This is a genomic window from Butyrivibrio proteoclasticus (assembly GCF_900115735.1).
In the GTDB taxonomy this organism is placed as follows: domain Bacteria; phylum Bacillota; class Clostridia; order Lachnospirales; family Lachnospiraceae; genus Butyrivibrio; species Butyrivibrio proteoclasticus_B.
Genome location: NZ_FOXO01000036.1, coordinates 12,097 through 34,107 on the forward strand (window position 1 = coordinate 12,097; position 22,011 = coordinate 34,107).

At 42.5% G+C, this 22,011-nt stretch carries 20 protein-coding genes; 6 read left to right on the plus strand and 14 right to left on the minus strand.

Features of this window, described 5'->3' with window-relative positions:
* The first annotated feature begins 25 nt into the window (after positions 1–25).
* The 3 genes from BM146_RS16335 (at position 26) to BM146_RS16345 (ending at position 4,293) form a co-directional block, all read left to right on the plus strand.
* Entirely contained in the window at positions 26–877 is an 852-nt protein-coding gene (locus BM146_RS16335; protein WP_074891383.1) for an AraC family transcriptional regulator, read from the plus strand.
* The gene (locus BM146_RS16340) at positions 867–3,617 is read left to right on the plus strand and encodes a glycoside hydrolase family 2 TIM barrel-domain containing protein (RefSeq protein WP_074891386.1); all 2,751 of its coding nucleotides are present in this window, start codon (positions 867–869) and stop codon (positions 3,615–3,617) included. The genes BM146_RS16335 and BM146_RS16340 overlap by 11 nt, the downstream gene beginning before the upstream one ends.
* A 79-nt stretch (positions 3,618–3,696) precedes the next feature.
* Positions 3,697–4,293: a 5' nucleotidase, NT5C type gene (locus BM146_RS16345; protein ID WP_074891388.1), complete on the plus strand. Its 597-nt coding sequence runs from the start codon at positions 3,697–3,699 to the stop codon at positions 4,291–4,293.
* Between the two features lie 63 nt (positions 4,294–4,356).
* On the opposite strand, the gene BM146_RS16350 is transcribed toward BM146_RS16345, so the two are convergent.
* From BM146_RS16350 to BM146_RS16385, 8 genes are all read right to left on the minus strand, one after another.
* On the minus strand, positions 4,357–6,072 hold the full coding sequence (locus tag BM146_RS16350) for a flavocytochrome c (protein ID WP_177201710.1): 1,716 nt from the start codon (positions 6,070–6,072) through the stop codon (positions 4,357–4,359).
* Positions 6,073–6,313: 241 nt separating this feature from the next.
* The gene (locus BM146_RS16355; RefSeq protein ID WP_074891394.1) at positions 6,314–7,717 is read right to left on the minus strand and encodes a carbon starvation CstA family protein; all 1,404 of its coding nucleotides are present in this window, start codon (positions 7,715–7,717) and stop codon (positions 6,314–6,316) included.
* A 137-nt stretch (positions 7,718–7,854) separates the two neighbouring features.
* Entirely contained in the window at positions 7,855–8,307 is a 453-nt protein-coding gene (locus BM146_RS16360) for a PaaI family thioesterase (RefSeq protein ID WP_074891396.1), read from the minus strand.
* A gap of 157 nt (positions 8,308–8,464) precedes the next feature.
* A complete protein-coding gene (locus tag BM146_RS16365) occupies positions 8,465–9,454 on the minus strand; it encodes a DUF4003 family protein (protein WP_074891398.1) in 990 nt (329 codons plus the stop codon).
* 193 nt (positions 9,455–9,647) lie between these two features.
* Positions 9,648–9,818, minus strand: coding sequence for a hypothetical protein (locus tag BM146_RS16370; RefSeq protein WP_022775164.1), 171 nt, complete (start codon positions 9,816–9,818; stop codon positions 9,648–9,650).
* Positions 9,819–9,905: 87 nt separating this feature from the next.
* Entirely contained in the window at positions 9,906–10,970 is a 1,065-nt protein-coding gene (locus tag BM146_RS16375) for a DMT family transporter (protein WP_074891401.1), read from the minus strand.
* 2 nt (positions 10,971–10,972) lie between these two features.
* Positions 10,973–12,364, minus strand: coding sequence for a diguanylate cyclase domain-containing protein (locus tag BM146_RS16380; protein WP_074891404.1), 1,392 nt, complete (start codon positions 12,362–12,364; stop codon positions 10,973–10,975).
* 174 nt (positions 12,365–12,538) lie between these two features.
* Positions 12,539–13,471, minus strand: a complete 933-nt coding sequence (locus tag BM146_RS16385) for a DUF1848 domain-containing protein (RefSeq protein ID WP_074891407.1) — start codon at positions 13,469–13,471, stop codon at positions 12,539–12,541.
* Positions 13,472–13,595: 124 nt separating this feature from the next.
* Between BM146_RS16385 and BM146_RS16390 the strand changes: the two genes are divergently transcribed.
* Positions 13,596–16,082, plus strand: coding sequence for an EAL domain-containing protein (locus BM146_RS16390; protein ID WP_074891409.1), 2,487 nt, complete (start codon positions 13,596–13,598; stop codon positions 16,080–16,082).
* Positions 16,083–16,264: 182 nt separating this feature from the next.
* Positions 16,265–17,461, plus strand: a complete 1,197-nt coding sequence (locus tag BM146_RS16395) for an MFS transporter (RefSeq protein ID WP_074891412.1) — start codon at positions 16,265–16,267, stop codon at positions 17,459–17,461.
* A 12-nt stretch (positions 17,462–17,473) separates the two neighbouring features.
* Here the strand turns inward: BM146_RS16395 and BM146_RS16400 are convergent, their stop codons facing one another.
* The 5 genes from BM146_RS16400 to BM146_RS16420 all read right to left on the minus strand — a co-directional run bounded on the left by BM146_RS16400 (position 17,474) and on the right by BM146_RS16420 (position 20,694).
* Positions 17,474–17,854: a DUF1284 domain-containing protein gene (locus tag BM146_RS16400; RefSeq protein ID WP_074891415.1), complete on the minus strand. Its 381-nt coding sequence runs from the start codon at positions 17,852–17,854 to the stop codon at positions 17,474–17,476.
* A 118-nt stretch (positions 17,855–17,972) separates the two neighbouring features.
* A complete protein-coding gene (locus BM146_RS16405) occupies positions 17,973–19,364 on the minus strand; it encodes a transglutaminase domain-containing protein (protein WP_074891418.1) in 1,392 nt (463 codons plus the stop codon).
* 175 nt (positions 19,365–19,539) lie between these two features.
* Positions 19,540–20,124, minus strand: coding sequence for an SOS response-associated peptidase (locus BM146_RS16410; RefSeq protein WP_074891420.1), 585 nt, complete (start codon positions 20,122–20,124; stop codon positions 19,540–19,542).
* A 17-nt stretch (positions 20,125–20,141) separates the two neighbouring features.
* On the minus strand, positions 20,142–20,441 hold the full coding sequence (locus BM146_RS16415) for an HNH endonuclease (RefSeq protein WP_074891423.1): 300 nt from the start codon (positions 20,439–20,441) through the stop codon (positions 20,142–20,144).
* Between the two features lie 73 nt (positions 20,442–20,514).
* Positions 20,515–20,694: a hypothetical protein gene (locus BM146_RS16420; protein ID WP_074891425.1), complete on the minus strand. Its 180-nt coding sequence runs from the start codon at positions 20,692–20,694 to the stop codon at positions 20,515–20,517.
* Between the two features lie 157 nt (positions 20,695–20,851).
* On the opposite strand from BM146_RS16420, the gene BM146_RS19240 reads away from it, so the two are divergent.
* On the plus strand, positions 20,852–21,052 hold the full coding sequence (locus tag BM146_RS19240) for a hypothetical protein (protein WP_143087519.1): 201 nt from the start codon (positions 20,852–20,854) through the stop codon (positions 21,050–21,052).
* 221 nt (positions 21,053–21,273) lie between these two features.
* Here BM146_RS19240 and BM146_RS16425 read toward each other — a convergent pair whose 3' ends face one another.
* Positions 21,274–21,678 (minus strand): GNAT family N-acetyltransferase, encoded by a 405-nt coding sequence (locus BM146_RS16425; protein ID WP_074891427.1) that lies wholly within the window; start codon positions 21,676–21,678, stop codon positions 21,274–21,276.
* Positions 21,679–22,011 lie beyond the last annotated feature (333 nt).

Sequence of the window (22,011 nt, forward strand, 5' to 3'; positions counted from 1 at the left end):
TTTTTTCTCAACCAGGGAAATGCTTATGAAATCTTCAGAAAAGTACGTTTCAAGGGATTCTGAATACTTTTTCCACTATGCCTCTGCCACAGCTCAAAAGCTCTTTTTCTATCCGGTTGTGGCAGGTAGATTCACATACCTTCCCGGGTATGAACTGAGTCGTGAAAGGTATGACAGTTACCTCATGATAATTGTTGAAACCGGTGAACTTACAGCCTGCATTTCAGGAAAAGAATGCATAGTATATCCCGGTCAGATTTTATTGATAAATTGCTATGAGCCTCACTCCTATAAGAGCCTTGTGAAAACCACCATCTCCTGGATCCACTTTGATGGCAACATGAGCAAAGACTTCTACGAAGCCATAATTAATTCCAAGGGAAACATCTTAACCCCGCAGAACCTGCAGCCCATAAAGAGTCTTTGCCACAAGATAATTGAGTCCATGAATGAGAGTAAAAACAAATGCTCCGAGGGCGATTACTCGCTGATGATCCACAATCTTTTGAACCTAATGCTGACTTCAGAAAATACCCAGATCATCGGAAACAGCGAGAATTTCCAAAAGGTTTTAAGCTACATAAATGATCATTTTTCAGAAAATATTTCAATTGATGAACTATCAGGGATTGCAGGTCTTACAAGCTATTACTTTCTCAGAGCTTTTAAGAAAAAAACAGGCGTAACGCCGCACCAGTTCATTATTGATACAAGGCTTTCGTCCGCCAAATACTACTTATCCTCAACGGATATGAGCATAAGTGATATTGCTGAAAAGGTTGGATTTAGCGACGAGAGCGCATTTTGCCAGTCATTTAAAAAGAAAAACGGCACAACACCGCTTAAATACAGAAGAGGAGAAAATTATGAGATATGATCTAACAGGCAATTGGACGATTACTGCAAACCAGGTTCAAAAGCAAGGGCAGCTTCCCGGAACCCTTGATACCAACGGGATTGGAAATAATGACAAGGTTGCAAAGCCCTGGCATCCGGACATTGAAGACAGAAACAAACACATGGAAAAAGATGCGGAGACTGACCCAAGGATCAACTCCAGGTTCACAAGACTCTACACCTATGAGGGCGAAGCTACATTTCAGAGAAACTTTGATGAAGAGCCATCTTCCGATAAGAGGCTTTTTATCGTGGCAGAAAGAGCACGCGCTCTTTGTCTTAATGTGGACGGCGCAGACATTCCAAGCGCCAGCGGGTGCCTTAGCACTCCCTACGTTTTCGAAGTTACGGGAATCCTTCACAAAGGAAGCACTATCACCTTCACCTGCGACAACTCCTATCAGGGGCTTCCTTACAAAGACATTGTCTTTTCCTCAGCAGCCACAGATGAGACCCAGACTAACTGGAACGGAATAATTGGCGGCATCTACGTAGAGGAAAGAGATAATATCTTTTTATCTGACATTATGGTCTACCCTCACGGAAACAAACTTGATGTCCGCATCGTTATAGATGTAGCTGAAAACGCTGTAAATGCTTCGAACATGAGTCTTGTCCTTAGCTGCCCATACCTTGCAGACACCATCGAGTCAGCGGTAGACATTGATCCGTCTGACGACTGCACTGTCATAGAGCTTACAGATCTTGAACTTTCCGATAACTACGGAGACCACCTCTGGGACGAAGGAAAGGGCAACCTCTGCGACCTCACTGTATCTCTTTTAGCTGATGCAAAAGAAATAACAAGAAAAAATGTCCGCTTTGGAATCAGGGACTTTTCCTACGATAGCGAGGGAAGGCTTACAATAAACGGCCGCAGATTTTTCCTAAGAGGCGAAGCCAACTGCGCTGTTTTCCCTGAAACAGGCTTTCCTCCAATGGACAAAGAAAGCTGGACAAAGATACTTAAAACCTACGCCACATACGGTGTAAACTGCATGCGTTTCCACTCCTGGTGTCCTCCGGAAGCAGCTTTTTCTGCAGCTGACGAGCTTGGTATGATGATGCAGCCTGAGCTCTCCCACTGGAATCCAAGAGACGCCTTTAAGAGCAGCGAAAGCAAGGAATATTACCAGACAGAGCTTCTGGAGATTCTCTGGACCTACGCCAACCACCCTTCTTTTGTCATGCTCTCACTCGGAAATGAGCTCATAACAGATGAAGAGGGCGTTGCCTACATGCACGAGCTCTTATCAATCGCCAAAAGAACTGACAACACCCGCCTCTTTGCCTGGGGATCAAACAACTTCTACGGCGCAAATGGAGTTGATAAAGAGAGCGACTTCTACACTTCTGCCCGCTTTAAGGACAAGCACATCCGTCTTTCCGGAGTTAAAGGGCTTTTTAATACGACCTATCCTAATGCAAAAAACAACTTCTCAAAGATTATGAAGAACCTCAGAAAAGACTATGACAAACCTGTCTTTGGTTTCGAAGTTGGTCAGTACGAGGTCTCTCCTGACACCTCCGAGATTGATGAGTTCAAAGGTGTTACAAAGCCTGATAATTACAGCATTGTAAAGGATAAATTAAAAGCCCTTGGTATATCAGATAAAGAATGGAAAAAGAGAATCGCCGCAACAGGTGAGCTTGCCTTAATAGGCTATCGTGAGGAAGTTGAAGCTGTCATGAGAACTCCTGAAATGTCAGGCTTATCTCTTCTTGGACTTCAGGACTTCCCCGGACAAGGAACAGCTCTTGTAGGAATGCTCAATTCTCACCTTGAAGCAAAAACTTTTCCTTTTGCCGAGCCTTCAAGATTCAATAGCTTTTTTACTTCCAAGGCGCTTTTGGTTCTTCTTGACAGATACACTTATGTTACAGGAGATGTGATAAAAGCAGATGTTTTATTTGCCAATTACAGTCAGGATGATTTCTTTTTACCTGTAAAATATGCCCTTTGCGAGCATTCAGATGGTGCTGCAACTACATCTGCCGCTGCCTGCAAGAGCGGAGACTTAAGCGAAGTTTATTGCCCTGCAGGAACACTAAACAACGTAGGAACAATTGAGATTCCATTAAACGATTACACTTCTCCTAAAAGACTGGATCTGATTGTTTATTATGAAAACACTGACATTAGAAACACTTACCCTGTGTGGGTTTACCCGGATGATAAGCCAATTTGTCCTGATTCAATATACGAAACTGAAGTCCTTGACGAAAAGGCAATAAAAATTTTGGAAGGCGGCGGCAAAGTATTCCTTGCTCCGCACTCAACACAGGAATCCATTCCACACTCTGCTAAAGCTCAGTTTTCTACGGACTTTTGGTCAGTTGGAACTTTCCCTAACCAGGAAGGAACCATGGGACAGCTCATTCAAAAAGACCATCCTTTATTTAATGACTTCCCTACCGAAGAGTTTACCAACTACCAGTGGTGGCCAATGGCTTCACAGAGAGCTTTCATCCTTCCAAAATACATGGACACTCTTGTAACTGAGATGGACAGCTATGCTACACTCCGTCCAATGTCACAGCTTCTTGAAGTAAAGTGCAACGGCGGCAAGCTTATGGCTTCCTCCATGGGCCTTTGGGACCTCCAGGAATACCCTGAAGCGAGAGCTCTTTTGCACAGTATCTACAGGTATATGGATTCAAATGCGTTTAACCCTGCAGCTGAGATGACTATTGATGATGTAGAAGGTATGTTATCTTAAAAAAATTGACCAATTCACTTCATATACATATACTCTTAATGTGTCATTTTACGGAACAGAAAAATGGAGTAAACGAAGTATGAATATTTATATTGATTTTGACGATTGTTTATGTGAAACTGCCAAGCACTTTTCCATACTTGTAAAAGAGATGTTTAACAAGGACGTGCCTTACGAAGATATAAAGTTCTTTGATCTCAAAAGATCTTTTGATCTTACTGATAAGGAATATGAAGATATGATGCTGGAAGGCCACAGGCCTGAGGTTCTTCTTTCTTATGAGGAGACACCGGGAGCTGCCACGACTATCAATACTTGGATTGACGAAGGCCACGATGTATCTATCATTACAGGAAGACCTGACAGCGCTTATAAAGCTTCAAGGCAGTGGCTTGACGAACATAATCTTAAGAGGGTAAAGCTCTTTTGTCTTAATAAATACGGGCGCGACAGTTTTATCAAGAACAGCGAATTCAATCTTGAGCTGGAAGATTACTACAAAATGAAATTTGACTATGCCATTGAAGACTCACCTATGGCATTTAAGTTTTTTGACCATCTTCCTGATCTTAAGGTAATGGTCGTTGACAGGCCCTGGAACAGGGAATGTGAATTTCCAAGCAAGGCCTTCACAAGATGCCCTGACTGGAAAGCAATAAAAGAACTTGTTAAATAACGAAAAAACTTCCAACACATTTTTCATACCCTGTGTTGGAAGTTTTTTATTGTTTTTTATCAATCACTTTGATGCGTTCTCACCGGCAATTCTTCCGAATACAACGATATCAGCAACAGCGTTTCCACCAAGTCTGTTAGCTCCGTGGATACCACCTGTAACCTCTCCGCAGGCATAGAGTCCTGGGATTGGAGTTCCATCTGTTGAAATCACCTGTGCATCTGTGTTGATCTTTACACCGCCCATACAGTGGTGGATTCCTGGTCCTACATTAACTGCATAGTAAGGTCCTGAAGAAAGATCTGTAAGAGGTGTTCCAATATCTCTTGAGAAATCAGCGTCTGTACCTGAAGCAACGTAGGTAGACCAGGTACTTACTGTTTCTTTCAAAGCAGCTGTGGCATTTGTATCAAACTCCATGGCCTTTGCAAGTTCGTCGAGATCAGCACCTGTCACAAGATATCCGCTCTTATCGAGCTTCTTGATAACTGCTGAGCCTTCATACATTTCCTGGTTGGCAATAAGCCATACATTTCCACCTGTCTGGGAAACTTCTGCAGCGGATACTGCATCTCTTGTTCCGGTTTCATTGGTGAATCTCACACCTTCTCTATTAACAAGAATGGCACCATCACCTCTTAATGCCTCACCAACAAGTGCTCCATCGGTAGAGATTACAGTGGGATGAAGCTGAATCTGCTCCATATCAACAAAGTCTGCACCAACTTCGCCAAGGAAATCAATGGCATCACCATCAGCAGTTGCTACGTTAGTGGAGATATATCCTGCAAGATCAGGACGAAGAGCTACGATACGATCCATATTTCCGCCAAATCCACCTGTTGCGATGATAACGGAATTAGCATGAACCGTGATGTTTTCGCCATATGCTCCAACTCCTGAAACGCCTACAGCTTTTCCATCTTCCATAAGGATCTTATTTATTGTAGCTCCGGTCTGAACTTCAATTCCAAGCTCATCAAGTCTTACTCCAAGGGCTGATACAAGGAAGTTACCTACAGAAGTAACATTTCCTTCTGCATCCACAGGACGGTGAGTTCTCTTTGCACTAAGGCCGCCCATTGTTCCCAGAGGCCCTGAAAGAGGAGCATTCTCTTTATCAAGCCAGTCGATAGCTTCTGATGTGTTCTCGGCAAGAGTCCTTACAAGCTCCGGATCATTTATCTCTTTTCCACTCTTAATTGTATCCTCGATAAAGAGCTCTACAGAGTCTTCAATTCCCTGCTCTTTTTCGTAGTGAGTCTCTGCTGCATTCATTCCTGAGCTTGCACGGCTTGTGTTTCCGCCAAGAATGTCACTCTTCTCAAGAAGGATTACGCTTTTACCATTTTCAGCAACAGTGATCGCTGCAGTCATTCCGGCTCCGCCGCCTCCGACAACTACAACATCAGTAGTAGCTTCATAATCTTCGGCAGTTCCTGCTCCGGCTCCGCTTCCATCAGCAACTATACCGGCCTCTCCAAGTGCCATTTCCACAGCAGACAAAAATCCATTTGAGGAATACGTTGCTCCGGAGATAGTGTCGATATTCACATTCTGAGTTTTCAGGATTTTTGTCCTTAGTGCTTTTATAGCACTTCCTCCAATGGAAGGAGTCTCGCCCTCAGTCTGATAAGTGATATCAGTGATGCTATTTCCTTCAACAAAAACGGAGACCTTGATCTCTCCTGCAAATCCCTGCGCCGCACCATCATACTGATGTCCTTCGTGCTCAACGACATACATGCTTCCGCCAATGCAAAAGAAAACTAATGCCACGCATGCTAAACATGATAAAATTCGCTTTGTGAGACTTCCCATATTTTTTCCTTTCCATCAAAAATTGATATAACTTGATTTAAAACAACCTGAAGAAACTTCAGGATTCTTTCACTCTTCTTTCATAACCAATCAATAAGCCTTATAACAATAATTCTAATAAAGCCCACCGTTAAAATCCACTATAGCTGAAATCTTTTAATAATATTTAGAAAACTTTTATTCAATATATTGTTCGCTGCTATCTATTCTTCAGCTTTATTAAATAGAAAAACAAAAGAGCAAGTGCGAAGGCTATACCGATTGGATAGCTTACAGCTGCAGATAGCCTTAATCCCTCTTTGGCCATAAGAATGTACGTCATGCTGACAGCTGACATAAAAGTCGCAGGAACTGCGGCTATAAGAGAACTCTTTTTGCTCTTACCTTCTTTTATCAGATATGCTGAAAATGTCCATAGCGCAATCATTGCCAGAGTCTGGTTGGACCAGGAAAAATATCTCCAAAGCACATTGAAATCAAGCTGAGTAAGGACTGCTCCTGCGCCTAACAAAGGAAGCGTGATGATAAGACGATTTTTGATTTTACTCTGATCAAGCTTTGTCATCTCGGCAATGATAAGTCTAGCACTTCTAAATGCTGTATCGCCTGATGTTATCGGACATACAACAACACCAACTACCGCAAGAATTCCACCGACACTTCCAAGCATTTTCTGTGAGATCTCATAAACAGTTCCGGACTGGCCCAAATTTGTCAGTGCATCATTTAAAAGCTGTGTTGATCCATAAAAAGCAACTCCTGCTGCGGCCCATATAAGTGCAATAACAGCCTCTGATATCATCGCCCCGTAAAAAACAATTCTTCCCTGTTTTTCGCTGGTTATACACTTAGCAACCATTGGAGATTGAGTAGCATGAAATCCTGAAATAGCTCCGCAGGCCACCGTTATAAACATGAATGGCCAAATCGGAAGATTGTCCGGATGGAGATCTTTTAGCTCAACCTCAGGAATAGTGTAGTTTCCCAAAATGGTCCCGCCCATAACGCTTGCCGCCATCGCAATAAGAATTATCCCAAATACGGGATATAAATTACCAATAAGCTTATCTATCGGAAGAAGTGTTGCCAGAATATAATACAAAAGAATAATGATTACCCAGAAACTCGTACTAAAGAGGTCAGGAGTCAGTTTTGCAATAAGAGCTGCCGGACTCGTAACAAATACAGTTCCTGTAAGAAGCAAAAGAACTATTGAAAATACACGCATCCCAATTCGAACCTTGTTGCCAAGATACTTACCTGATAATTCAGCTATTGACGCGCCTTTATTTCTTGATGAGATCATTCCACAAAGATAATCATGAACGGCACCGCCAAGAATTGATCCAAATACTATCCATAAAAAGACAACAGGTCCAAAGCATGCCCCCATAAGGGCTCCGAAGATAGGGCCTGTCCCGGCTATATTCAATAGTTGAATCAAAAAGGCTTTTCCTGTTTTTATCGGAACGCAGTCTACACCGTCATTAATTGCAACTGCAGGAGTTTCTCTGTCATCAGGACCAAAGACCTTCTCAACAATCTTTCCGTACACCAAATATCCACATAGAAGTATTACAAAAGAAATTGCAAGTGAAATCATTTTTATCCTTGCCCCCTTATTTCCCCAGTGAGTTTAGTTGTCCATTTCAATTTTACTATACTACGTCAGTATATTATCTAAAATAAGTATAAAAAACGGCCCTGTTTTTTTGCAGAGCCGTTTAGCTTTTTACCATATCAAAACTTGAGATTATCACCCAGAACCGGAACTTTGCTGGCAAAGAATGAAAATTCACCACTGTCCAAAAGATTTCCGTCATCATCAGTAACTCTTATATCAAATACCAAAATGTGCTTACCGGTTTTAAGCTTCATGCATTCGCAGTAGATATACTCTGTGTTTACCGCCGGCAATAAAAAGTTTAAGTTTGCAGATACTGTTGTTGCGTAGTGTCCGCTCATACTTGCTGTAGCTCCTGCCATTGCGTCAACAAATGAAAGAAGCGCGCCTCCGTGTATACTGCCGTATGTATTATGAAGCCTTGAGTCACATTTGATCCTCGCTTTACTGTAAGTTGAACTCAGTTCCATAATTTCAAACCCAATGAAGCTGTTATATTTGTTCGCATATAACTCAGGAATCATCTTCTCCCTCATTGCGTTTTCTTTTTCTGATCTTGCTTTTCTCAATTCTATTTCCTTGCCTTTCGTGATTTATATCAATGAGTCTGCAATAATATAGGCAGCTGATACAAGCCGTTACGAGTATCAGCTGCCACAAAAAGCAGATTTTATGTAATTATTATATCGCCCAAGGCTCTAAATTTCAAATGGGTGCCATTCCCTATTAGTTACTTGATGACGCTGAAGCAGAAGCCGCAGACATGATCGCTACGTACATACAGAGCTGCGCAGCAATAACTGCAGAAAGAGCACTGCTTGCGACAGATGCGCCAGTTGCTACGTTTCCGTCAGAATAGATTTCGGAAACGATCATAGTACCAAGCATAAGTCTTGTATGCCTGTTCATATTCAGTATTCCAAAGCCTTTTTTACCACTAAGATATTCTGCTACTTCCACAACCTCAGAAACAAGGTCTTCAATATTCTTGTCGATTCCCACAAGAATTCCAAGAGAAGCCAGCTCATATCCTTTACCATACTTTGCTCCGGCATTTTTGAAGGCCTCAAAAAGCTCCATTACTTTTTCGCTCTTTAGCTCTGCCTGTCCATCAAATGTTGCAAGCACCTGACTTAGCGAGTATGCAGCATTTTCATGGAATGCAAAGTTCTTTTTAATAAGCTGGTAAATTTCCTCGAGCTCGGCCAATATCTCTTCTGTGCTCTTATCCTTCATTGCCAAAAGAACTGCAAAGCTTGTATCCTCATCTGTTGTAAGGAACGGATGATCCTTTCTCATGCCCTTCATAATCTCATAGGTCTTCTCAACAAGGCTTTCTGCCTCAGATTCCCTTCCTGTGTCGCAGATTGAAGCTGCCGCAAGAACTCTGTAAGATGAGCCAAGGATCTTCCCCTTCTGAAACTCCTTGTACACATCTATCAGCTTATCCAGATATTCCTCAGGATTACCGCTGACAGCCATTTTAGCTGCGATGACCAGCTCATTGTTACCTCTAATTTCTGAGAATATTCCCTGCTTTTTTCTGATGAGTCTTTTGCAATCTTTAAGCTCCTCAACATCAGCCGTCTTGTCTTTTTCTGTAAAAAAAGAAGCGGCTACAACTTTAATAAAATCATGATCAAGAAAAGAAGCCTTCCCTGCGAGCTTCCTGTTTTCCACCAACAATTCACATCTTTTTTCAATTTCACTTCTCATACACTTTTCTCCTCAGATTCAGCCTTTTCTTTAAATTGTCATTACCGGATCATACAATCTTGAATCAACAATTCAAGATTGCATCAACCAAGCCAATTTAAATCGACTTCGTCGATGAGGCTTGGTTGACTCTTCACTCATATTCTCACGAAATCCGCAGTATATGCGGATTTCTGGAATTTAGTTCAAGATGTCATACAATTGAATACTGCATGAACTCATACTTAAGCTGCGTTCCCTCTGCTATTCCTTCCGGCAAAAGAGCTCTCGCAACGAGCTTTAGATCCTCGGATTCAATATCTGTTCTTTTTAAATTGGCATAATCGCCATCAATACTTTCAACTACGTAATACCAAGTTTCCATTACAAACCTCCTGTTTACCCGCTAGAACACATATGTATATGATAATACTACATAATATACGCTGCATAAATAGTTTCTTTTCTGCCTTCATGAGTTAGTTCTTTTGTCTTGGCGATGATCATGCTCCGCTTTAGAAAGATTCTCCAGCTCTTCCCTGGTGTGATGATGACCATGAACACCGTCTGTCACGTAATGGTTATGCTCATGGGAATGTGTTACCGTGTGCGTATGTGTAACCCCATCGTGAGTGTGCGTGAAAGTATGCATATGCACATGGGCATGCTGCCTGATCAGAGTATCCACCACCACAAGGCTGGCGCCGGCTGCCATGATCAAAAAGGCAATAGCGTACATCCCAGTGAGCTTCTCATGCAAAATGATAAAGGACAAGAGCGCTCCCACGAAAGGTGCAACCGCATAATACGCGCTGGTTTTAGCAGCACCGAGAACGTTCTGCGCTCTGATATATAGAAAAATGCTCAGTCCGTATGCGACAAAGCCTAATATTAGAGCAGGCAAAATATATCTGACCTGCGGAAAAGATTCATGTTTAATAAGAGCAATCCCCAAAGCTCCAAGGCCTGAAAAAATACCCTTTAGAGTCACGATCTCATAAGTACTTTTGGACGCAATGCTGCGGGTACAGTTATTCTCAAGTCCCCAGCAGACTGTGGCAAGAAGCACCAAAAGTGAGCCATAGGAAAACTTAAGAGAAAGGCTCCCTTCAAAAGAAAGCAATGCGCTTGACAGTGAGATAAGGCCAATTGCAGCCCAGAGCCTTCCAGTGACTTTCTCACTGAACAGGATAAAAGCGATGATGGTCGTTGCTACGATCTCGAAATTCCCCAGAAGAGACGCATTCGACGATGTCCCATAATCCAGTCCAAGCATAAGAAAAACAGGCGCCGCTATATCAAGAACAATCATTCCTATTACAAAAGGAAGCTCCTCTTTTGTAAGCTGATCTTCCTTCTCCTTTTTACTCATAATAGAAATACCGCCAATTCCTACACCCGCGCCCAGATACAAAAAAGCCGCCATCATCGTAGGTTCAACAAACTTTAATAATAGCTTTGACATAGGAACATTCATTGCATAGAAAACTGCTGCCAAAAGTGCATATATGATAGCTCGTATTTTTAAGTTTTCCATATTCACTCTTCAACTTTCTTATTAAGTGCCTTTTTTCGCATTTTTAGTGTTTTCTTATTATCATACATTCTTTTGTCTGCAATCTCAAACACTTCAGCCACACTATCTTCCTTGTCGAATTTTGCCATACCGCAAGCTATGATAACGCCACCTTTTAACAAAGCATTCTCGTTATGACTTGCAATCAAATTCACAAGTTCGTCACTGCGGGCATAATCCTCATCCTGTGAAATAACCACAAATTCATCTCCACCTACTCTGTATACAGGGCTTCGTTTAAAGGTCTTACAGACTATCTCACAGGCATCACAGATGTATCTGTCACCAGCTTCATGCCCCTCAGTATCATTAATCCTCTTAAGGTCGTTAACATCAAGAACAACTATAGCAAACTCAGGCTGACGTCTTTCAATAATTCTCTGATTCATCAGGTTTTCTCTTTCCTTATATGCATTCTTGTTTTTAATGCCGGTAAGAGAATCAATTTCAGCCATATTCTGCACAAGTGCAAGCTTTTCGCTATACTCTCGCTTAATGCGCATTGCGTCAGTAACATCCTGGCACAATCCCAGCAGACACTCTCTGCCTGTGTCATCTGTAAATTTCAGCTTTGTAGTCTGAAACTGCTTGGGATTACCTGCGGCATCCGGAACATCCTCATAAAAAATATAAGGCTTATCCATTGCAAGGGCCTTTTTGTCATCCTCAATAAAATGAAGTGCAGTCTCCTCATCAAAAATTTCAAAATCCGTGAGCCCCACAACCTCTTCAGGTGTCTCTTTATGTGCGTAATCGGCAAATGCCTGATTGCAGGCAAGGTATTTTCTAGTATTTACATCCTTGGAAAAAGTCATTGCAGGCATATTTGCCAAAAGATCTGAAACAGATTTTTTCAATTTCATTATCTTTCTTGCTGCATCTGCTTCTTTTCTAAGACGCTCGTTCTCCTGCTGCAATCTGGCGTATTCTCCGGATATAGCTTCGCTTCCATTCACGCTGTCACCGACATAACAGCCCTGATCCGTATACCAGATAAATGCAAGCCTTGTGCCGTCTTCCTTGTAGATATGCCTGCCATATGAATGTATTATCCTGTATTCCCCATCTCTTTTCATCCTGTAGATAACATCATAGACTCCTCCATCTGTCACGAATCGATAAACCGCATCATTTATAGAAGCCATATCATCGGGATGAGCATCTCGATACATATCTGTATCCATAAGATTATAAATATCTTTTTTGTCTCTGCCCTGATATCCGGCCAGCTCAAAAAAGCCTTCAGATAGAACCAGTGTAATCACTCTCTTATCAATAAACTGATAAATTGCAAAAGGAACCTTGCTACTCTCCAATAGTTTCAGTTCCTCATCGCTATATCTGTATTTTTCCATGGGAATTTCCTCCTGGATATTTCCATCATTCGATTTACGCATTACACCAATTCTATTTTAATATAAACGTTATACTGTTAACAAATTAAAGGTTTATAAAGTATCTTTTTCTTTTCAGTCAGGCTTTGCAAGCTCCACAGCATTCATAGCCACCAACAATACCGTTTATTGTTTTCACAGGAAATCAAAAGATAACTGTCCATCGATCCAGCTCTTTTGCTCTGCCTGGTGTATCTCGTCCTCAGGCCTTACATGCCCGATAAGCAGAGGCGAAAGCGGGTCGTGATTCTCATTATTATCCAGCACCGTCTTCGCGTCATAGTTGGCATAACAGTACCTGCACATGTGAAGGCACGTATTATACATACCTATATCGTTCGCAAGATAGCACGCGCAGGAAGCTCTCGCATTCTTTACCTTAGGAAAATTCATGCTGTTATGGACAGCCTTTTCATACATTGCCTGAGTCATGCAGCCACTGCAGTCTGCACCAAATACTTCCAGTTCATTTCCCTCTGCACAGGGGCGAAGAGTCATTCCATGATTCTTCGCTATCCGAGCCATCTTTTCACCAAGGTACGTTCTGTCTGCTTTTTCTAATGGCTTCGCCTCGGGAAAGTTCTTTTTCACTTTCTGATAAATATCAATAAAGCTGATAACGGCCGTCTGCGTGTAGCCGTCAAGTGCCGAAGCAATTTCCTCGAACTTTTCAAGATGATAGTCTTTCGTATATTTGTCATCCAGGAAAATCGGATCATATCTCCATCCCATGGAATCCACTCCAGCAAACTCAGAGAGCGTTTTAAAGGTTTCTACCACATCCGGGATATCCGGAACATTTGGCTCTATATCCCTTCCGTAGCCCGTGATCGTCACATACCAGTACATTCCATATGGTTTCAAAAGATCCAGATATTTAAGCATGGGCTTGGGATTCTTTGAGCAAAAACAAATTATGTCAACCACTGATGGATTTAATAAATACTTTGTAATATATGTCATATTGTAAGGATTACGCACATAAACAAAGCCCTCTTTAAGCCTGTTTGCAAACCAGTCAGCATAGAAGGCCGGAATATCTGTGCGCGAACCAGTCTGAATTATCATAAGTTATACACTCCATAAAATTACGTCCCTCAACTTTATAATCATTTTATCATTAATAATTTACTATCCGTACTTAACTTATGTTATGCTCAATATAGCAATATTTTTTATGGAGATTACGTTCATGTCACTTGTCTCAGACAATAGTCAGGAGCGCCAAAAAATCGCGGATTACGTAGTTGCCAATATCGAGAAAGCACTGGAAAATGGCTGGGTTAAAGTATATTACCAGCCTGTTGTTCGCGCGCTCACAGGTCAGCTTTGCGGCGCTGAATCTCTGGCAAGATGGATCGACCCTGAAATGGGATTTCTTTCACCTGATAAATTCATAGGCGCTCTCGAAGAGAGCAGGCAGATCCACAAGCTTGACTGCTGGATCGTTAAAAAAGTCTGCTCCGACATTTCAGAGCGTATTCATAATGGCCTCGACGCAGTTCCTGTGTCCATCAACTTTTCGCGCCTTGACCTTGAAGCCACTGACATGCTCAAGGTTTTGGAGGATGCGGTGGACGAGTACGATATTCCAAGGGACTACATTCATGTTGAGATAACCGAGAGCATGATCGTATCTGACGCCGAGCTGATGTCCGGCATGATAGAGCGCTTCAGGAGCACCGGCTATGAGGTGTGGATGGACGACTTTGGTAGCGGCTATTCTTCTCTTACCGTCCTTAAGGACTATCATTTCGACACCCTTAAGCTCGATATGTCTTTTCTTCGCTCCTTTGACGACAAATCCAAGGCCATAATAACTTCCACAGTCATCATGGCAAAAGAAATTGATATCATGACGCTGGCAGAAGGCGTGGAAACCCAGGAGCAGGTGGAGTTTCTCAAAAACATAGGCTGTGGCCGACTTCAGGGCTATTACTACGGCAAACCAATGCCCATAAATGACTTTTTTGACCATATCAAAGAGAGCAAAATTGAGATTGAAAAGAGGCAGTGGCGCCATTTCTACGATGTGGCCAGCTTCCACGCGAGGCGTACTGACGAGCCTTTGGCAATTTTTGAAGATAACAACGGCGTTTTCAGAACTCTTTTCATGAATGAAGTCTATAAAACCCAGGCTTTTGGCAGTTCCTATGACATGGAGACGATTGACGCGAAAGTGTTCCATTCCCGTTCTTCTTTTAATGCCCAGCTAATGAAATTCGTTGATACCGTTAAGCAGAGTAAGAACCTTGAAACCTTCTACTTCACTGTTGACGGCAGCATTCTGTGCCTCAAGGGAAAAGAGATCGCGGAAAACTCCGGGAGCCATATCTACATTAGCTCCATCCGCAATATTTCTGCTGATTCAAATATTGAAAAGAGCAACAGCCTTGCTTTCAGGTTAAAAGAAATAAATCACATGTTTGACACTGTGGCTCAGATCAATCCATCCAACAACACGATCATTCCGCTTGTTGGAAAGTTCCGCTATATGCGAAATATTCCAACCGATGGCATGCGCCTTAATTCCTACGTTCAAAAGTTCAAGAAGGATTATATAGCACTGGCTGACGAAAAAAAATTCGATGTTTTCTGCGACTTGTCCACTCTGGCAAGCCGTGTACAAAGCAGCTTCAAAGGCTATGTTGAGAACATGTTCAGGATCAAACAGGTTGATGGCAATTATGAATGGAAAGGCCTGTCCTTCATGCTGATACCGGGTACAGAGGGAAAAGAATTCCTCATGTGCACAAAGTCAACTCCTGACGATACCCACTCAATCCTTAACAAAATTCAGGAATTATATAACCGCGAAGATTACGGGCTTAAGTCTGATAACTCACAAATGTATGCAAAAATGTGGGAAAACACTGTAATTGCCTCTCATCTTAAGTTCTTTTGGAAGGACAAAAACAGGAAATTTATGGGCGCCAGCAAAGCGTTCCTTGACTTCTACGGCTTTACCATCGACGATATCCTCGGCAAAGACGATGAGGACATGGGCTGGCATATCGACGGAAAAGCATACAGAGACGACGAAATTGCCGTTCTTACAAATGGTGCCGTGATTTCAGGCGTTCCGGGATACTGCATCGTAAAAGGCGTTGTCCATAACATCATATGCTTCAAAACTCCTATATATGACGGTAATGAGATCATCGGTCTAATGGGCTATTTCTTTGATGTTGATGAGGAAATGGCCAGAATAGACAAGCTTTATAACGTTAAAAGAACTGACACCATTACCGGTTGTATGAATAAAAAAGGTTTCCTTGATGTGCTGATAGATTATTCCCAGAACTACCATAATCTTGGGCGTGACTATGCGCTTATCATACTTAGAAACATGAAACATGCCAGAGTCATGGCTGATTATGGAGAAGACTTTATCGAAAAGCTCTTACACCGAATGGGCCAGGAAATACTAAAAGTCACAAAGGACAAATGCGCTGTAGCAAGAATGATACAGTCAGAATTTGCGCTGCTTTTATATACTGACAAGCAGTCTGAAGTTGATGAATTGTGCAGTCAGTTAAAAGAAGCAATTGAATCTATCAGAGAGCTCGATGGCAACAAGATGACGCTGAAAGTCAGCATTTCAGCAATGCTCAGATCTGACAAAGAAGCCACAGATGAAAACATGTACCACAAGGTCCTTGAACGCATTCAGCAGTAGAAGGTACTTAAAAAAGCATGACATTTTGAACTAAATTCCAGAAATCCGCATATACTGCGGATTTCGTGAGAATATGAGTGAAGAGTCAACCAAGCCTCATCGACGAAGTCGATTTAAATTGGCTTGGTTGATGCATTCTTGAATTGTTGATTCAAGAATGCATATCTGCTCAGGAGGTTTCCATGAACAGTAATGATAAATCTGAAAAGTTCGACTTTTTATGGCTTGTGCTTTTTTTGATCATATTCATTAACGGTTTTGAAGCAGGCGGCTATCAGGCCAGTCTTCGAAGCATCGGGCAAAACTACGATCTTTCCGAGACCTCCAAAGGCCTCTTTGCGGCAACTGAGCTCTTTGCCACCATGCTTGCCCCTCTGATCCTTGGCGCATGGGCAGACGCCAACGTTAAAACAAAGTGTATAAAGCTCCTGCTGGTGATCCAGTTTGTGGCCGCCGCAGGAATCCAGATAATTGGTCTGCAAAGTGCATTTGTTGTAGGTGTGTTCTTTCTTGGCCTCACCACCAGTGCACTTCAGTTCATATCCATCGCTGCTCTTGCAGACTCCTATCCCATCAGCGGAAGCAAAAAAATCGGATTCATGACCTCCATGTATGCCCTCGGAGCTTTGGTGGCTCCGCTTGTTGTGGAGTATTACCTTGGACTTGGGCTTACCTGGAAAGTTCTTTTTGTCATTCTCGCAGTGGGAAGCCTCATTTCTTTTGCCGGAATCATGGCATCAGGAGAGGGGAAAAGAGAAGCTGCTGCCAGGGGAGCTTCAGCAGATGGGTCCACAAAAAAAGAAACAGAATTCTTCCTTATGGGAATCCTGCTTCTTTGCGTTATCATGTGCATCTATGTTGGATTTGAAAACGGCTTCGCGTACTTTGTAGAAACTCTGTTCGCGGACGTTTTGGACTCAAGCCTCGGCCGCTACGCCCTCTCAGTATTCTGGGCGATGATGATCCCTTCGAGAGTATTCGTGGGCTATTTTGCTAAAAGAGCCAGAGCCATCCTGCTTACTGCCCTTGTGGCAATTCCACTTCTCACCGTCCTTGTAGCTCTTATGGATAACAGCCTCGTGGTATTTGCGCTCTGCATCCCTCTTGGCTTTGCCAGTGGCGCCATCTATCCATGCGTTCTCAATATGATGATTCCTTTCGCCGGAAAAAACACCGCCTTTTCAACCGGCATGATCACCACTGCAACTGGCATCGGCGGTGTTGTTTTCACAGCCCTCACCGGCTTCAATGCAGAACACCTGGGAATGAGAATGGCCATTGGAATACTGGCCGCCTTTTATATCTTCTCAATTGCCGCAGCTATCTGCGCCGGTAGGATGTACTTGAAGAGAAGCCAAGGCACCAATGGTGCCTCTTAAACCTCGTCTTGGCTACTCCTTACTCCTGCAGATATAGTCCCAGCTACAATCACAGCAGATATCGCTTCTGATACCTGCATCAATTATTCTATTTTTTACAAGTCCCTTAAACTCCGCAAAAGAAATCTCGCATCCGTCACTGAGTCCACAAGCCTTCAGCACTTCTTTGTCATATCTGATAACCTTGTCCTGAGAGGTGCACAGGCCGCCCTCATTGTTCGGACAATTTTTGCAGACAATATCTGTCTGAGCCTTCAGCACCACCTTCTGCATTGGGGCAGCCTCTAGCTCTTTTATCACACGTCCCATATGGTCTGTAAAATCAGCACTGTAGCCCTTGCCTTCATAAAACTGAAAGCACATCCCATGATGGGGTCTTAAACATTTCTCCATGATATAAATCTTCTTTCCAACTTATTAGGCGGGATTCTCCCCTGCTTAAGAAGCTTCCCGCCTTAATTTCAACTGCATATATCTGCATTATATTATTTACCGAAGCACTTGCGCTAGCTTAATTGCCAACTGAAGCAGATGCTTCAGCCTTAATTGTGATTGTCGACCCGTTATCTTCTACTTCTATTGAAATATTCCCATTGTTCGCATCAGAACTTGTCGCCGAACTAGAGTCGATGTTTTCCTGCCCCGACGCAGGCTTATAATCAGATGAAACGCAAGGTGGAAGATACACCGAAAACTCCATTCTTCTGTGGCTTTTGTTTTCAGAATCGCTAAGATTGAAATAATCATAACCAGCCAGCGAATCATCCCAAGTGCAATCCACATTGTGGAAACCGTCATCAAGCTTAACTATGTTCCAAGCGTGGCGCTCGCTTCCACCCCAGCCATGGCAGTTGTAAGTTGGAACCTCAACAAGCTGCATCAAGTATTGGAAACACCGGGCATAGCCCGCACAAACAGTATAATCCTGAACCACAGAACTGTAGGCGCTCTGATCCAGCGAATTGTACTGATAATTGAGCTTATCCACTATCATATCATGGATATACAGCTCTTTTTCATAAGGGGAACTTAAATTCTTGGCGCCTGCTGCCAGGTTCAGGGCCGTAGTCTCAAATTTACCTCTCGCTGAAGCTATATCATTGAAATTCTTATAAAAATCAAAGTCAAACTCTATAACATTTCCATCGTAGTCATACTGGAAATAATAGGATATATCCACCCAAAAGAGCTCCGGATGGTCATCTAGAAGACAGCAGAATGCGCTCTCCACCTCTTTATTGGTGGTTGCTTCATTTATGGGCGCAAACTTCGTGTTAAGCGCAACAGCATTGGCATACATCTGCCTATACAAAGCCTTGCATCTGTCATTTAGCATATGATAGTAAGGATAGTAAAGCTCATCAAACTCAAGGCCTACGCCATTCTCACCCTGATCAACGCTGTCGATGATCTCCTGCGCCTCTTTTTCATCTTCAATATCTACAATCTCAGGTTGCGGCGAGAGCATATGGGAACTGTCTTTAGGATAGTCCCCTTCATCCGCATCTTCCGCTGGTTTTATGAAAGCATCCACAAACTCCTTATAATCAGGACTGTTTTTGAAATCTTCATCAACCACGCTATCATCCCACGCATCAACATAATCCTTGTAAGTCAGATCAAAATTATAGGGATGCGCTGTCTCCGGCCCATCTGTACTGACTTTTTCTGCCTCAGACTCTTTTTCTGTTTCCTCTTCCAAAGAAGTCTCTGTTGCTGACGCTTCTGAGCTTGCGGCAGCTGCGCTTTCTGCACTGATTCTCTTTTTTTCCTCAATGTCAGCTACAACCTGCTTTAGAGGCTCCGACAAGCCAGGGTTGACCGCACAAAGCCCAATATACACGCACATCAAAATGATCAGTGCCAGTATGAAATACAGTATCTTTGCAAGAAAATCTTTCATCGCCACCTTCTCCTCTCATCCATGATACTTAAGGTGCCCAAATTTTTTAAGCAAAAAGAGGCCTCATCAGCCTCCCCAAGCGCATTATAACACTGACAAATTATTATTTTGGAATATTAGCATAAAATTTTATTAAAAATTTTTGCCATTTCTTTTCCTTGGTTCTTATAAATAATCAGAACAGGCTAAGCTGTTCATAGTCACTTTTTCTATCAAGCTCTGGCATTGGCTCTTTTATCATTTCAAGGGCTGCAGCCGGGTCTTTTAAATAATCCCTGACATTTCCCGTATCAATCATTACCGGCATTCTGTCGTGAACAGGCTTCATTGATGCATTTGCTGCGGTCGTCAGAATCACAAAAGAGTCCTTGTTATCACTAAGGTCATAGAAACCCGCAAGATAAATTGGCTTCTCATCAGCTCTTTTGAACCTGAACTTCGTCTTGCTTGCATCCCACTCATAGAATCCCGCTGCAGGCAGAATGCACCTACGATTCCGAATGCTGTCAGCAAACATCGACTTTTTTGTCACCGATTCAGCCCTGGCATTGATGATGAGCTTTTTGTCTTTGGATGTGATTCCCCAAAACAGATTCTCCAGCGCGAAATCTTCATTGGTGGCCCTATTCCAGATGATTCCCGGAGTCGCCATCCCAGGAGTAATGTCTCCAGCGCTAGTAGCAAGCGCTCCTTTCGTAAGCTTCAGGTCGCCCTCAACCTTATATGCAGCTTTGTCACTAAAGTAATATCTACAGCACAAATATCCATCCTCCTTGCTTAAGACACAGGCCTTTCCAGTTCATTCCTATATTCACTGGCCATTTCGCAATATCTTTTTCCAAGAAATCGATAATAGTCCTCAGCCACCACCATCCTGGATGATTTCTGCCTGTTGCAATTTCTGCACAAAGGCAAAAGATTTCTCTCATCATCCGTGCCGCCATTGTACTTGGGGACATAATGGTCTATCGTAACTTTCTGCCTCTCAAGATGCTTCCCGCACGCTGCACACACCCCGCCGGTCTTTGCCATAATCCGGTCTTTTAGCTGCAACTTATGATTCTTGATCCCCCGCATAATTGCCCCCTCTGCATTAGTTCATCTGTTTTCCTTATTCTACAGCTTCATCTGCCTTCCTTATTCTACAGGTTCATCTGTTTTCCTTATCTTTTATCAAGGCATCTCTGATGGCCATGGCAATGACTTCATCCGGCGCCTTTTTCATGGCATCAGCCTTGGGACTGCTTTTTAGTTTTATCTCAGGACGAGTAGTAGGCCCTAACTGCTTTTTAGATTCGTTCTTTTTGTCTACATTCTTTTCGCTTGGCATCGTCTTCTCCTCTGTGTTTGGCTGTTGTCTTCTCCTCTGCGCTTCGCTGCTGCCTTCTCACTGCGCTTCGTTGTTGTAGGATAAAAGCGGTAAAACTGCGCCTTTTATCCTACAAAAAGAGCTTTAAAAATTGGTGATTTTCCTGCGAGTAGGATAATTGACTGGTTTTTACTCTTTTTATCCTACTTTTTCAGCCTTTAAAATACCCTGTTTTGATGAATTGTGGGATAAAAAGCTTAAAATCAATGGTTTTATCCTATTAATTCTTCAAATGAGAGCATCTGAACATGAAAAAAGTAGGATAAAAAGCGAGATATTTAAAGAATTATCCTACAAACCGCCAAAAATCGGTGTTTGAAAGGCTGAAAATGTGGGATAAATTACGTCATTTTTCCAATCTTATCCCACAAATCAATAAATCGCAATTATAAACACGTTTTTCAAAACACAAGTTTAAAAATTACAAGTCCATCGATCGCATGTCCATAGATTACAAGTCCATCAATCGCATGCCCATAGATTACAAATTCGCAATGTCTTCAAATAACAGATTCGTAGATCACAAGCCTGCACAAGCCATTATCCCAGCGATTTCCAAAAAAATCTGTTCATAGTGCTATGCACTACCTCTTTGGGGCGCTCGATCTCTTTATAGCCCTTCTTTTTGTAGATATGAATGGCGGCCATAAGATTGTCATGGGTTTCCAGATACGAAGCCTTATACCCAGCCTCTCGCATCTTGTCTTCGATAAAGTCTATCATTTTATAGCCTAGGCCTGAGCCCTTTGCAGAATTCGTCAGGTATAATTTCTGCAGCTCGGCTGTATCTTTCATGGGCTCAAATCTGTCATAACCGATTCCACAAATGACCTGGCCATCATCTCCTTCGATGACATAGTATTTCCGCCCATCGCCATCGTAATAGTCGCTTAAGTGGTCTAGCGCATCATCAAAATACACTGTTCCCGGAATATTAAGCTTCAATGCCAGTTTCCTAGCTTAACTAAATAGAACTATTATGAGTAATCAGCTCAAATCAGCTAATCATGCGGATTTGAGCTGATTTTTGTCATGTGAATGGTCTGTCACCGGATTACAGTTCCAGTAACATAATTCATACAAAAAACTAAAAATATATATTGACATAGATATCAAAATGTGTGGCCCCATTCCTGATTACCACCAGGAATGGGGCCCCTTAATCAAGAACGTATTCGCATTCACTCATGATTAAGGAGGTACACATTATGAACAATTTCCCATCAGAAGTCAAGCAGACTCTGAACAATATCATCAATGATATGGCTGAGGTAGCAT

What these genes read in the sequence shown, in the direction of transcription:
- BM146_RS16370 (WP_022775164.1), bottom strand. Translation starts at nt 9,818, where the DNA reads ATGGAAACTTGGTATTACGTAGTTGAAAGTATTGATGGCGATTATGCC.
- BM146_RS16385 (WP_074891407.1), bottom strand. Translation starts at nt 13,471, where the DNA reads ATGATAATTCAGACTGGTTCGCGCACAGATATTCCGGCCTTCTATGCT.
- BM146_RS16335 (WP_074891383.1), top strand. Translation starts at nt 26, where the DNA reads ATGAAATCTTCAGAAAAGTACGTTTCAAGGGATTCTGAATACTTTTTC.
- BM146_RS16420 (WP_074891425.1), bottom strand. Translation starts at nt 20,694, where the DNA reads ATGCCAAGCGAAAAGAATGTAGACAAAAAGAACGAATCTAAAAAGCAG.
- BM146_RS16415 (WP_074891423.1), bottom strand. Translation starts at nt 20,441, where the DNA reads ATGCGGGGGATCAAGAATCATAAGTTGCAGCTAAAAGACCGGATTATG.
- BM146_RS16395 (WP_074891412.1), top strand. Translation starts at nt 16,265, where the DNA reads ATGAACAGTAATGATAAATCTGAAAAGTTCGACTTTTTATGGCTTGTG.
- BM146_RS16375 (WP_074891401.1), bottom strand. Translation starts at nt 10,970, where the DNA reads ATGGAAAACTTAAAAATACGAGCTATCATATATGCACTTTTGGCAGCA.
- BM146_RS16345 (WP_074891388.1), top strand. Translation starts at nt 3,697, where the DNA reads ATGAATATTTATATTGATTTTGACGATTGTTTATGTGAAACTGCCAAG.
- BM146_RS16405 (WP_074891418.1), bottom strand. Translation starts at nt 19,364, where the DNA reads ATGAAAGATTTTCTTGCAAAGATACTGTATTTCATACTGGCACTGATC.
- BM146_RS16365 (WP_074891398.1), bottom strand. Translation starts at nt 9,454, where the DNA reads ATGAGAAGTGAAATTGAAAAAAGATGTGAATTGTTGGTGGAAAACAGG.
- BM146_RS16380 (WP_074891404.1), bottom strand. Translation starts at nt 12,364, where the DNA reads ATGGAAAAATACAGATATAGCGATGAGGAACTGAAACTATTGGAGAGT.
- BM146_RS16355 (WP_074891394.1), bottom strand. Translation starts at nt 7,717, where the DNA reads ATGATTTCACTTGCAATTTCTTTTGTAATACTTCTATGTGGATATTTG.
- BM146_RS16400 (WP_074891415.1), bottom strand. Translation starts at nt 17,854, where the DNA reads ATGGAGAAATGTTTAAGACCCCATCATGGGATGTGCTTTCAGTTTTAT.
- BM146_RS16340 (WP_074891386.1), top strand. Translation starts at nt 867, where the DNA reads ATGAGATATGATCTAACAGGCAATTGGACGATTACTGCAAACCAGGTT.
- BM146_RS16390 (WP_074891409.1), top strand. Translation starts at nt 13,596, where the DNA reads ATGTCACTTGTCTCAGACAATAGTCAGGAGCGCCAAAAAATCGCGGAT.